Here is a 12,713-nt window from a genome sequence, read left to right on the forward strand (position 1 = left end):
TTTAAGTAGAAATCAGTTTGAATTTTGGAATTGTAATTTCCTCAGACCAGTCCTCAAAAGTGACTTCTACATCCATCCCGATTTCTACGGTTTTAGGATCACAACCGACAACATTGCTCATCATCGTCGGGCCTTCTTCAAGCTCGATTAAGGCAATGACATACGGTGTTTCAGCCAAATAGGCCTTTGTAATTGCGCGGTGCATGATCGTAAAACTTTTTACTTTTCCTCTTCCAGATGCAGACACCCAATCAATATGATAGCTAGAGCAATCCGTACACATCAATCTTGGGTAAAATTGGTAATGTCCACAACTATTGCATTTTTGAATGAGCAGTTCATGATTGTGGCAGCCTTCCCAATATTTAGCCGTCTCCTTTGTTGGTTGAGGAAATAGTTTTCCAGAATGTTCATTCATACGTATCACCCTCGCATTCGTAGTACTCTTCTAAAATTAATCACGTTCTCTACCTAGGATTAGCGTAGTATGACTCGACATGATCCCACCTTGGCCATGAACTAGAGCCACCTCCGCTCCTGGAACTTGGCGATCTCCCCCCTGATGCCTCAATTGCAGAACACTTTCAGTTAAAGCAAACATCGAACCCGGATTTCCAGGATGACAGTGTGATAATAATCCACCATGCGTGTTGACCGGTAATTTCCCGCCTAATTCGATTGCTCCGTTCTCAACAAAAGCGCCACCCTCTCCTTTTTCGCAAAAACCGAGATCTTCTAACTCGATGAGAACCGTTGGTGTGAAACAGTCATAAAGCTGGGCCAAATCAATATCCTCTGGACCAATGCCGGCCATTTCATAAGCGCGTTGACCTGCTTCAACGGCTGCCGAGGTCGTCAGATTACGAGCCTGGCTAATATGCTCATGGCTATGACCTTCCCCCACACCTAAAAGGTATACAGGCTGATTAGGGAAATCTTTTGCTCGCTCGGCCGATGTGAGAATGACAGCAGAGCCTCCGTCTGAAATTAATGAGCAATCCAACAGGTGTAAAGGATCAGCAATCATGCGGGAATTTACTACATCCTCAATCGTGATTGGTTCCCTCATCTGAGCGGTTGGATTCAGGCTTGCATGCTTACGACAAGCAACCGAAATGGCCGCGAATTGTTCTGCTGTTGTCCCGTATTGGTTCATATGGGCCTTTGCAATTAAAGCATATAATGATGGCACCGACGGACCATATGGCAACTCGAACTGAGCATGACCAGCAGACACCTGCATACTCATCGCTTGTTCACGAGTCAACCCACTTTTTAAACTGTCGGCCATCGTAATTAATACGGTTTCGCACATGCCGGATAAAATGGCAGAGGCGGCATGATGGATAACAGAAAAAGTCGTCCCCCCCCCTGTATTAACCCCTAAACAAACCTTTGGGAAGATTTGCATATATTCAGCAATGGCCTCAGCATGATACATATACGGTTCAGCAAAAGAATTACAGGTTATTAAACCATCAATCTGCTCCTTTTTTATCCCAGCGTCAGCCATTGCCCGGAGGCCTGCTTCCACGCAAAGCTGGGTCGCACTCATATGGGGGACAATCCCAACTTCCGTATCAGCTGCGCCAACGATGGCTACCTTTCCGCGTAATGAACCCATTTCCTTCCTCCTTTTTAACCTAAACAATAGAAATGAAAGGATGTCTGTCATTAAAGACAGGGTAAATGCCTTTTACATTCACCCTGTCTTTTTTTCTATTCATTTCAACAATTGATTTCTCGTATTAATCAAGAAAAACTTTTCTTGTATGCTCTGTATCTAAATATTCTTTTACTTTTTCAATTTTCCCGTTTTCGATGACAAATAGAAAATGATATAAGTTATTATAAACACGGCCGTTATTTAACTCACAGTAGGATTCTGTCTCTACAGCGACACGGTTTCCTTCTGCCGTCACTGCCAATGGAGTTAAAGAAATCGCTCCAGTTTTCGTTGTGTTCGCAATTCCTGAGTTCATTTCTCTGAATTCCTTCATACCCTTTTCTCCGGAAATTCCGTCAATGGTACCGGCAACCCACCAAGTGGCCGTATCGGACATGAACTCCATAAAGGCATCAATATTTCCCGTTGAGAAAGTTTCCATAAAATCACGCACTATTTGTTTGTTTTGTTCTTCAATTTTTCCCATTATTTATCCCCTCGCTCTAAATAAATTGATTATTCATACCAATAGAAATGCTAAATTTGCAATCGATGGGGATTAAACGCCCACTCTTTTAGCAGGTGACTTGAAGTATGGCATTACTTCATCCGCATAACGCTTCATTGCTTTCATAACTTGGCGATGTTCTAAGTCTCCCATACGGAACCAGCAAGATAGACTGTCAATCCCCGCATCTTCAACTTTTTCAAGACGGTTAACTGCTCCTTCTGGGCTATCCAATAAAGCGACGCCACCTTCGTTCAGAGCAGAAATATTAAGCGGGCCATCGAATTCTTTAGCCACTTCTGCGAAACGCTCATACGTCGCTGGAGCTTGAGTACCTTTTGCACCAGGAATTAATTCTAGTACTTTATTAAAATAAGTAATCATTGATTTTTCAACATTACGAATCGCTTGGTCCGTATCATCAGCAATATGCATTTGCAAGTTCATATGGATCGTAGGATCAATTCCCTTTGCAAGTAAACGATCTCTCGTCCGTCTTGTATAGTCAAGAACGTCATCCATAACCATTAGCGTCGGTGTCACCATAAATTCCCGTGCATTCTTTTCTACCATTAAGTCAAAAGATTCAGGGCTGATACACGCATGGTAGAATGGAACTCTGCCTTGAACCGGTTTTGGAGTTAGTTTAAGGTTTTCAAAAGAATAGAATTCTCCATCATAGCTGAATGTATCATTGCTCCATAATCCTTGGATAATTTCAACATACTCCCAATAACGTTCCCTCGTCTTTTCTAAACTAATTCCTAGGCCTTTCGCCTCACTTGGCTGATAACCCCGACCAGCACCAAACTTTAAACGCCCTTTACTTAAAACGTCGACCATTGCATAATCTTCAGCAATCCGAACAGGGTTATCGAAGTTAAGAATACTAATTCCAATCCCGATATCCATTTTTTCAGTAATTTGCGAAATTGCTGCTGCCGCAACCTGTGGTGAAGGCATGCTACCGTAGGCACTAAAATGATGTTCTGCTAACCAAACACTTTCAAACCCAAGTTCTTCCCCATACTGAATTTGTTCAAGCATTTCTCCATAGGCACGCTCATAATTATCATCATGACACTCATTAACATAGAAAAGACCCATTTTAACACCCATACTTTAACACTCCTTTAAATTATTGTTATGTGAATTTATAAAACAAACATTTGTTTTAAAATAAGAATCCAAGCATTTTACTAAGTAATTTAAATTGCGATTGTTTTACACACCCTACAGGACTTAACCGATAAACAGACAGCATTCCCACTACGAATCTCCATATTAGAAACTAGATTGGATCCATCACTCCTTTCAGATATAAAAATTTGACTCCTATAGAAGTAACAATGTTGTTGATGCTTTCACCTAGGTCACGATAAAGCGCTTACACAAAGATGATTGTACTCATTACTGTGAGGAAAGTTTTTTAAGTAAAGCTGATTTTTAGCATTCATTTGAAGGAAACTATAATATAAAACAAACAACCATTTGATTTATATTATAGTCTGTAAAAAGTGTTTATGCAACAATATTCTGAAAATTTTTAATTATTTTTTATCTTTTTATTCGACAAAAACCCGAGTACTTTACTTGTTCTTTATGCCAAGGTTTTCAAGAACTTCTTTATTATGCTCACCCAGTTTCGGCGCATTTGCATAAATGGATGCAGGTGTTTCTGAAAGTTTAATTGGATTGCCAATTTGTTTGCCATTAATCCCTGAAACCTCATGAATCATTTGGCGGTTTTGAATTTGCTCGTTATTAGTCACTTCTTCAAAATTTAATACTGGAGAAACGCAAGCATCGTAATGACTAAACACTTCATTCCATTCAGCCAACGTTTTCTTTTTGATAATCTGAGCAATTTCACTTTTAAGCTCCGTCTGCTTATAAGGAGGCGAATCGAGAAATTCAATCAAATCTTCTCTTTCAATTGCTTTACAAAATTCCACCCAGAATTTCATTTCTAAAGCCCCAACAGCTAAAAACCGTTGATCGAGTGTTTCATATACTTCATAACACGCTTTCTCCCCAGATAAAGGCAACTCGCCACGGTTTGGCAAATTCTGATCTACTAAGTAGTTTGGCAAAGTCGTTTGCAGCCAGGAAACTGCACCATCTAGCATCGAAATATCGACAAACTGTCCTTTTCCAGTTTGATTTCTTGCTTGGAGTGCCATTAAAATGCCAACCACCGCCATTAGCGAACCTCCGCCAACGTCAGCAATTTGCACCGGTGGCGCAATTGGTTTCCGGTTCCGTTCACCCAATAAGTTTAATAAACCAGCATAACTTATATAATTAATGTCATGTCCCGGCTTATTTGCATATGGACCTGTTTGACCATACCCAGTAATAGCGCAATAAATCAATTTTGGATTGAGTTTTTTTAATGTTTCATATCCTAATCCTAATCGTTCCATTACTTGCGGTCGGAATGACTCAACCAAAACGTCGGCATTTTTAACCAATTCTAAAAACATTTCTTTGCCTTCTTCAGATTTCAAATCAAGTGTGACACTCTTTTTATTACGATTTAGCGAAGAAAAGATTGCGCTCTCAGTATCAATTTTTGGTTCTTCTAATCTAGCATAATCACCTAATTTAGGCTCTTCTACTTTAATAACCTCCGCTCCAAAATCTGCTAAAAACATTGTGCAGTATGGACCTGGCAGTAAACGAGTTAAATCAAGTACTTTTATGGATTGTAACGGGGAAGTCATCCAAAACACCTCCTTCTTCTTAATTTTAACAACTCCATTGAGATCCTATCAATCATTCTTCCTCTATTCAGATAGTGTCCCACCATCGATATAAAATGTTTGCCCTGTAATATAATCAGCAGCATCCGTAATTAGGAACAAAGCGATTTGTGAGATGTCTTTTGGCTCCCCTAAACGTCTCAAAGGTATCGACTTAATTGCCCCTTCCAGCCAATCCTGGTTTTCTCTTTCTCTTTCATTGATTTCTGTTCCAATTAGACCTGGCGCAATTGAATTGACCCGGATATTATGCCGTGCCCATTCAGCTGCCAACGATTTCGTTAAATGAATCACAGCTGCCTTTGAAGACGTGTATGGTCCAATGCGTTTGTATGGCTTTGCCCCGCCAACAGAGGAAATATTTATGATTTTACCAGAATTCTGTTCAATCATAATTTTTGCTGCTTCCTGACAAGCGAAAAATAAACCTTTAATGTTTACATCGTAAATATAATCCCATTCTTCTTCTGTAACCTCTACGGCATATTTCGTTACATTCGCGCCAGCATTATTAACAAGAACATCAAGCCTTCCAAACTCTTCCATCGTTACTTTAAATAGATTACGAATATCGGTTAGTTTTGATACATCACAAGAAACAGTTACTACTCTTCTTCCTAAATCCCGAATTTCATTGGCAACCAACTCACAGCTTTCCCTATTTCTGCTCGCAAGTACGAGATCTGCTCCAGCTCGAGCAAATTCCCTCGCCATTTCAGCACCAATTCCACGGCTGCCACCAGTAATTAATATAACCTTACCACTCACATCGAGTACCTTTCCCATCGTATACACCCCCTGCTAAAACTAGAAACTTCCATCAGAGGGGGGTTCTTCACATCCCCCACTAATGGTTAGTCACGCGTAGCCTATCACCAATCTATTTTAGCTCATTATCTGCTAGGATTGAATAAATGCTAGCAATTCTTCATTAAATCGGTCAATTTCTTCAATGAATGGCGCATGAGAACTATTTTCAAATACAACTAGGTTTGCATTTGTAATTTCCTTTACGCAATATTCTGATAACGAAAGTGGGACAACCCCATCATGAAGGCCATGGAAAAAGGCGACTGGAATCGAAATATCACTTAGCTTTTCTCGCAAATCAATTTTTCCTAAGTCCGCCATTGTTTTTTCAGTAAACCAAGACTGTTCCATAAAGTTTTGGAAAAACCAATCCTTCATTGCTTGGCCGACGTCTTGGTGAAAGCAACCATCTGCAATCGCACGAACTAAAGCTGGTCTGTTTGTGCGCATCGCTGCTAGAGTTTGTTCAACATTTTCTGGTGGGAATCCAAGGTCAAACCCCTCTGTCGATGTATACCTTGGCACTGCCCCGCCAACGGAAACAGCTTTTGTAACCGCTTCACTGCTATACCGTGTTGCATAGTCGATAACAATTGAACCACCGGCAGACCAACCAACGAGAGTAGCATCTTTTAATTCTAGCTTAGAAATAACTTCGTTTAAGTCATCTGCTAGTTTTGCAATTTCGTAGCCATGGGCAGGTTTATCTGAATTTCCACAGCCGCGACAGTCAATCGTAATTACTCTGAATTTGTCACTAAAATCCACAACCTGTCTTTCCCAAACTTTTCGATTCATGCCCCATCCATGTACAAAAACAATCGGTTTCCCTTGTCCTACGTCCTCGTAGTAATATTGGACTCCTTTTTCCACCTCAACATATGGCATCGTTAAATCCCCCTATCATTTTATTTGGATTATTGACTTACTTTTTGCTTTCGTTGAACAGCTTTAAAATATGGTAAAACTTCATCTGCGTAGCGCTTCATTGCTCGCATCACCTTTCGATGTTCCATCCCGCCCATGCGGAACCAACATGATAAGCTATTAATGCCAGCATCTTCAGCTGCCTCTAAACGGTTGATCGCTTCAGGTGCATTTGCTAATAGAGCAATCCCAGATTGATTTAATCCAGCAATATCGACAGGACCTTCCATTTCTTTTGCTACTTCAGCAAAACGTTCGTATGTTTCTGGAGCTTGCGTTCCCTTTGCACCAGGAATAATGTCAAGAACACGGTTGAAATAAACATCCATTTCCTTTTCAACATTCTTAATTGCTTGGTCCGTATTATCCGCAATGTTCATTTGCAGATTTAGGTGAATCGAAGGAGTAATTCCTTTTTGAATTAAACGTTCTCTTGTCCGCTTCGTATAAGCTATAACATCATCCATCACCATTAATGTTGGAGTTACCATGAACTCATGAACTTCTTTCTCAACCATTAAATCGAATGATGCAGGACTAATACAAGCATGATAGAATGGAACTCTTTTTTGGATAGGTTTTGGCGTTAATTTTAAATTTTCAAATTGATAGAATTCCCCATCATAACTAAACGTATCATTTGCCCATAATCCCTGGATGATTTCCACATACTCCCAGTACTTTTCACGGGTTTTTTCCATACTTACACCAAGGCCTTTTGCTTCATGTGGCTGATACCCTCGTCCACCACCAAATTTCAAGCGACCATTGCTTAAAATATCAACCATCGCATAATCTTCAGCAATTCGAACCGGATTATCGAAGTTTAGAATACTAATCCCAATTCCGATATCCATTTTTTTAGTAATTTGTGAGATTGCTGCTGCTGCAACTTGTGGTGAAGGTAAACTTCCATACTCATTAAAATGATGCTCTGCAAGCCAAACACTTTCGAACCCTAATTCCTCTGCGTACTGAATTTGCTCCAGCATTTCTTCATATGCTCTCTCATAGTTCCCGTCATGACATTCATTTACATAAAATAGACCTGTTTTCATTATTATTAGCCCCCTCATCGATTAGCCCATCAAACGATCATGATGGATGACTGCGATAGCATCCAATTAAAAAATCAACCGTTTGTTTGATTTTATTATAACAAGACAAAAAGTGTATTTCAATATTTTATTTATAATTTTCTGAAATTTAAAAAATTGGTGAACGAACGCCTTCATTGTCGAAGGCGTCTGCAATTTTCACTGACCCTATTTCGCTATTACTCTACGGCTGAAGGATTAAATCGATTTCTTACCATATCTATATCTTTATTGATCTGGACGACTAAGTTCGAAATGCTTGAAAAAGTAATCTCGTCCCGTAAGAAAAAGCATACTTTTACATCAATTGTTTTCCAGTATAAATCTTGGTCGAAGTCTAATATATGAACCTCGTAATGAATCGAATCCTCATTTTCATTGAAGGTTGGGCGATTTCCGACGTTCATCACTCCGATGTGTTCTTGATCATTGATAAACACTTTGACTCCATATACCCCTTTGACCAATTCTTCCACTGGTTTTTGCGGATGAATATTAGCGGTTGGGAATCCGATACTTCGTCCAAGCTTCCTCCCATTAATAACCATTCCATTAAACGTACAAATATCATGGTCTTTCTTCATTTCTAGTAGCTCACTCATTTTTAGCAGCGGTAAAGCATTTGCTTGTGATACTTCCTCAACTTCTTTCTTGCTCGCGACATCCCCATTTGTATTTAAAATCTCTGACATATAACCGATATGAATATTGGATACCATTTTTGCAAGGTCAACGACTGCCTCCGCCAAATCCACCCGCTCCATTAAGCCTCTTTCTTTACTTATTAGGGGAAAGATATGTCCTGGCCTTTTAAAATCGTCAGCCTGCACTTCCTCATATGTTAATGCTTTAATCGTATCTGATCTCTCAAAGCTAGATATCCCTGTAGTTGTGTCTTTGTAATCAACAGAGACGGCAAATGGTTTTGTGCCTTCTAATTGATTATCTTCCATTTTGGGAATTTTTAATTGCTTCGCTCTTTCTTCAGTAATACAAGCATAAACTAAACCTCTTCCAATTTTGGTCATTATGTTTACTTTTTCCGAATTTACATACTCCCCTAAGCCAACGATTGTTCCCATGTGTGTGTTTATATCATCATAAATAATAATTAACCCACCATCTTTCAATTGGCTTAACGGAAGTTTAGCTGATGACAACACACTCATAATTTATCATCTACTTTCCTAATTAATTGTGAATTAATTGCTGTTGCATTTGAACAATCTGCCTAGCAAGCTCACTAATATTGTTAAGCAATTCTGGATCTGCAATTTCATTTTGCTGGTTGAATTGTTCATTATGGGCAAACACAAAACTTGGCGCTACATAAGTATTTAAATAGCCCGCAATCGGCTTTAATTGATTTTCAATGACGAGATAATGCTGGTGATTTCCACCTGTCGCAACAAAGCCCATTACTTTATGTTTGAACTCAGTTGGAGGAACCAAATCTATTAAATTTTTTAATGCTCCGCTAAACGAACCCTGAAAAATCGGCGTACCAATAACGTAAGCATCAGCCTCTGATATGAGTTCAATCACTTTCTTCGTATCTCCTGTATAGTCAGATGGCGGGCGTCCGTCACAAAATTGAACATTGTATTGTTTCAAATCCAATACTTCCGTTTCAATACTAGGGGCGGATTTCTTTATTTCTTCAATCACTCGATTGATTACGATCGCAGTCTTTGAACCAGTGATGGTTCCCGAGATTCCTAAAATTTTCATAAATGAACTGCTCCCATCGTTAAAAATATTTCATTCTGAAAATAACAATCGTTTGTTTTAATTTTATCGCGGAATTTTTTGCTCACCTTCCTTTTGCTCGCTCATTGGACGACAAAAGTGGCGCAGATTCATAAAAGTGCACATCACTGAGACTTTTTATCCTCAGTGACATGACCAAAATGACTTAATGTGCTAATAATCTAATCCATTTTGCTAACAACAAAGAAGGGCCAACCGTGAATAGCCTTATTAAATCGTCAATAACTCTCTACCTTTTGCTTGTTGTCTAATTTCCAGTTTTGCAACTGTTTCTGCATGCACCTCATCCGGACCATCAGCAAACTTCATTGCGCGAACATGTGCCCAAAGCTGCGCCAATGGGAAGACATTACTTACACCGCCAGCCCCATGGGTTTGAATCGCGCGGTCTAGAACATTCAATGCCATATTTGGTACAAGAACTTTAATCATAGCGATTTCTTTACGTGCGACCTTGTTTCCAACTGTATCCATCATATACGCAGCATTTAACGTTAATAATCTTGCTTGATCAATCTCGATACGTGACTGTGCAATCCAGTTACGAATGACTCCTTGTTCGATCAGTGTTTTCCCGAAAGGTTCTCTGTCTTCTGCACGCTTAATCATCAGTTCCAAAGCACGTTCCGCCATACCAATCATACGCATGCAATGGTGAATACGACCAGGCCCTAATCTTCCTTGAGCGATTTCGAATCCTCGCCCTTCTCCTAGAATAATATTTTCAGCTGGAACACGGACATCATTGAAATCAACAAACGCATGGCCCATTGGCGCATCATCGTATCCATAGACTGGAAGATGTTCTTTAACTACAACACCTGGTGTTCCCACAGGGATAATAATCATTGACTGTTGTTTATGTCTTTCCGCATTTGGATCTGTTTTACCCATTAGAATCATAAGTTTACAACGCGGATCCTTTATGCTAGAAATCCACCATTTATTCCCATTAATCACATACTCGTCACCATCGCGCACAATTCTTGTTGCAATATTTGTTGCATCAGAAGAAGCAACATCAGGTTCTGTCATCACGTAGGCAGAACGAATTTCTCCTTCAAGAAGTGGAACCATCCATTTTTCTTTTTGTTCTGGTGAACCAAACTGTTCTAGAAGCTCCATGTTTCCAGTATCAGGGGCAGAGCAGTTGAAAACTTCAGGTCCAATCATTGAGCGCCCCATAATTTCTTTTAATGGAGCATATTCAAGGTTTGTTAAACCTGGTCCATACTCGTCGCTTTGCAAGAACAGATTCCAAAGACCAGCTGCTTTCGCTTGTGCCTTCATTTCCTCAATGATCGGAGGGATTTCCCAGCGGGATTTTCCTGAATTCAATTGTTCTTCATAGACTTTTTCATTCGGCAGCACGATTTCATTCATAAACTCAGTAACTCTTTTCTCTAGTTCTTGGACTCTAGCACTTTTTTCAAATAACATAGATAAACCCTCCCGTATTTTAAAAGATTATATAAAAGAGAAATTCGGCGAAGTTTTAAGATTACTTATGGGTAAACTGAGCGCGGCGCTTTTCAATAAACGCCTCTACTCCTTCGCGTGCATCCTCCGTTTTAATAAGTTCTACAAAAAGATCCACTTCATTTTCCAGGGCCGCCTCCAGTGGCTGGTCAGCTCCTTCATCAACCGCACGCTTAATTCGACTTAGAGCCTGCAGCGAAAGGCGTGAAACCTTTTTGGCCATGGAAAGGGCAGCTTCCATCCCCTCTCCCTTTGGAACAACATGATTGACCAATCCAACTTGTAATGCTTCCTCCGCTGTAATCGAGTCACCAAGGAACATTAATTCCTTCGCTTTTGCTTCCCCAATTAATCGAGGTAGTCTTTGGGTCCCCCCTGCACCAGGCAATAATCCTAATTTCACTTCTGGGAGGCCAAGTTGAGCATGATCCTCAGCAATGCGGATGTCACAAGCAAGTGCTAATTCACATCCACCGCCTAAGGCAAAACCATTTAATAAAGCAATGGTCGGCTGTTCTAATTGTTCGATTAAATTAAACACTTCATGATTTGACTTGGCTACTTTTTTCACTTCTTCTTTTTCTAAATCAATCCAGCTTGGGAACTCCTTAATATCCGCCCCAGCCATAAAGGCGCGGTCACCATTACCAGTAACGACAACGGCGATCACTTCTGGGTCCTCTTGGATTGTAGTAAAGACTTCTTTTAATTCCTGGGTAACTTGTTTACTTAAAACATTCATTGGTGGATTATCTAAAGTAACTGTTGCAATTCCATTTTGTTTTTCAAGGTGTACGAGTTGGGTCATCAGAGTACCTCCTTTAAATTCTGTAAAATATTACTGTGAATAAATCCTTTCATATATCAGACGCTAGCCTCTTACTTTGGCTGCATGCGTATCGCACCATCTAAACGAATGACTTCACCATTTAACATTGTGTTTTCAATGATGCTTTCTGCAAGCTGTGCATATTCAGCTGGGCGACCAAGACGAGACGGGAATGGTACCATCTCAGCTAGTGATTCTCTAGCCTTATCTGGTAAAGTATCAAATAATGGCGTATGAATAAGACCAGGTGCGATTGTCATTACGCGAATTCCGTAACGCGCGAATTCCCTAGCAATTGGAAGGGTCATTGCGACGACACCGCCTTTGGAAGCACTGTAGGCAGCCTGCCCGATTTGACCTTCAAACGCTGCTACAGATGCAGTATTAATAATTACACCGCGTTCCCCTTCTGCATTCGGTTCATTATTCACCATTTTTTCCGCAGCTAGACGAGTAACATTAAAGGTTCCAATCAAATTGATTTGGATGATTTTATTAAACTCAGCCAATTCAATGACACCATCGCGTCCCAGTATTTTTTTCGCAGGACCGATTCCCGCACAATTTACAACCGTATTGATTTGACCAAATTTTTCAATCGCCTGTGATAATGCTGCTGAAACTTCAGCTTCATTTGAGACATCTGCCTTTGTAAATAAAACGTTGTCAGAACCTAATTTTTCGACAACAATTGCGCCTCTTTCTTCTGATAAGTCAATAATGACTGCTTTGCCCCCGTTTTCTACGATACGCGTAACTGTTGCTTCTCCTAGGCCAGAACCACCACCTGTAACCACTGCAATAACATCATTCATTTTCATACAAAATTCCTCCCTCTTTATTTGCTTAATTGATATAGTGA

13 protein-coding genes are annotated in these 12,713 nt (G+C 40.1%); all 13 read right to left on the reverse strand.

The window, feature by feature from the left end:
• Position 1: 1 nt before the first annotated feature.
• The 13 genes from GNT69_RS05975 to GNT69_RS06035 all read right to left on the reverse strand — a co-directional run bounded on the left by GNT69_RS05975 (position 2) and on the right by GNT69_RS06035 (position 12,672).
• Positions 2–418: a Zn-ribbon domain-containing OB-fold protein gene (locus tag GNT69_RS05975; RefSeq protein WP_203554067.1), complete on the reverse strand. Its 417-nt coding sequence runs from the start codon at positions 416–418 to the stop codon at positions 2–4.
• Between the two features lie 36 nt (positions 419–454).
• Positions 455–1,624: a thiolase C-terminal domain-containing protein gene (locus GNT69_RS05980; protein WP_203554068.1), complete on the reverse strand. Its 1,170-nt coding sequence runs from the start codon at positions 1,622–1,624 to the stop codon at positions 455–457.
• A 124-nt stretch (positions 1,625–1,748) separates the two neighbouring features.
• On the reverse strand, positions 1,749–2,153 hold the full coding sequence (locus tag GNT69_RS05985; RefSeq protein ID WP_203554069.1) for a nuclear transport factor 2 family protein: 405 nt from the start codon (positions 2,151–2,153) through the stop codon (positions 1,749–1,751).
• 72 nt (positions 2,154–2,225) lie between these two features.
• Complete coding sequence (locus GNT69_RS05990) at positions 2,226–3,293, reverse strand: LLM class flavin-dependent oxidoreductase (RefSeq protein ID WP_203554070.1); 1,068 nt, start codon at positions 3,291–3,293, stop codon at positions 2,226–2,228.
• 470 nt (positions 3,294–3,763) lie between these two features.
• Positions 3,764–4,900 (reverse strand): CaiB/BaiF CoA transferase family protein, encoded by a 1,137-nt coding sequence (locus GNT69_RS05995; RefSeq protein ID WP_203554071.1) that lies wholly within the window; start codon positions 4,898–4,900, stop codon positions 3,764–3,766.
• 63 nt (positions 4,901–4,963) lie between these two features.
• Positions 4,964–5,725: an SDR family NAD(P)-dependent oxidoreductase gene (locus GNT69_RS06000; protein WP_203554072.1), complete on the reverse strand. Its 762-nt coding sequence runs from the start codon at positions 5,723–5,725 to the stop codon at positions 4,964–4,966.
• Positions 5,726–5,839: 114 nt separating this feature from the next.
• Complete coding sequence (locus GNT69_RS06005; RefSeq protein ID WP_203554073.1) at positions 5,840–6,637, reverse strand: alpha/beta fold hydrolase; 798 nt, start codon at positions 6,635–6,637, stop codon at positions 5,840–5,842.
• Positions 6,638–6,666: 29 nt separating this feature from the next.
• Positions 6,667–7,734: an LLM class flavin-dependent oxidoreductase gene (locus GNT69_RS06010; protein WP_203554074.1), complete on the reverse strand. Its 1,068-nt coding sequence runs from the start codon at positions 7,732–7,734 to the stop codon at positions 6,667–6,669.
• Between the two features lie 218 nt (positions 7,735–7,952).
• Positions 7,953–8,942 (reverse strand): 3,4-dihydroxy-2-butanone-4-phosphate synthase, encoded by a 990-nt coding sequence (locus GNT69_RS06015; protein WP_203554075.1) that lies wholly within the window; start codon positions 8,940–8,942, stop codon positions 7,953–7,955.
• Positions 8,943–8,964: 22 nt separating this feature from the next.
• Entirely contained in the window at positions 8,965–9,504 is a 540-nt protein-coding gene (locus tag GNT69_RS06020) for an NADPH-dependent FMN reductase (RefSeq protein ID WP_203554076.1), read from the reverse strand.
• A 249-nt stretch (positions 9,505–9,753) separates the two neighbouring features.
• Positions 9,754–10,983, reverse strand: a complete 1,230-nt coding sequence (locus tag GNT69_RS06025; RefSeq protein ID WP_203554077.1) for an acyl-CoA dehydrogenase family protein — start codon at positions 10,981–10,983, stop codon at positions 9,754–9,756.
• A 61-nt stretch (positions 10,984–11,044) separates the two neighbouring features.
• The gene (locus tag GNT69_RS06030; protein ID WP_203554078.1) at positions 11,045–11,830 is read right to left on the reverse strand and encodes an enoyl-CoA hydratase; all 786 of its coding nucleotides are present in this window, start codon (positions 11,828–11,830) and stop codon (positions 11,045–11,047) included.
• A gap of 71 nt (positions 11,831–11,901) precedes the next feature.
• Entirely contained in the window at positions 11,902–12,672 is a 771-nt protein-coding gene (locus GNT69_RS06035; protein ID WP_203554079.1) for a 3-hydroxyacyl-CoA dehydrogenase, read from the reverse strand.
• Between the last annotated feature and the right edge of the window lie 41 nt (positions 12,673–12,713).

The sequence above is a fragment of the Bacillus sp. B15-48 genome (genome assembly GCF_016879755.1).
Lineage (GTDB): Bacteria > Bacillota > Bacilli > Bacillales > Cytobacillaceae > Mesobacillus_B.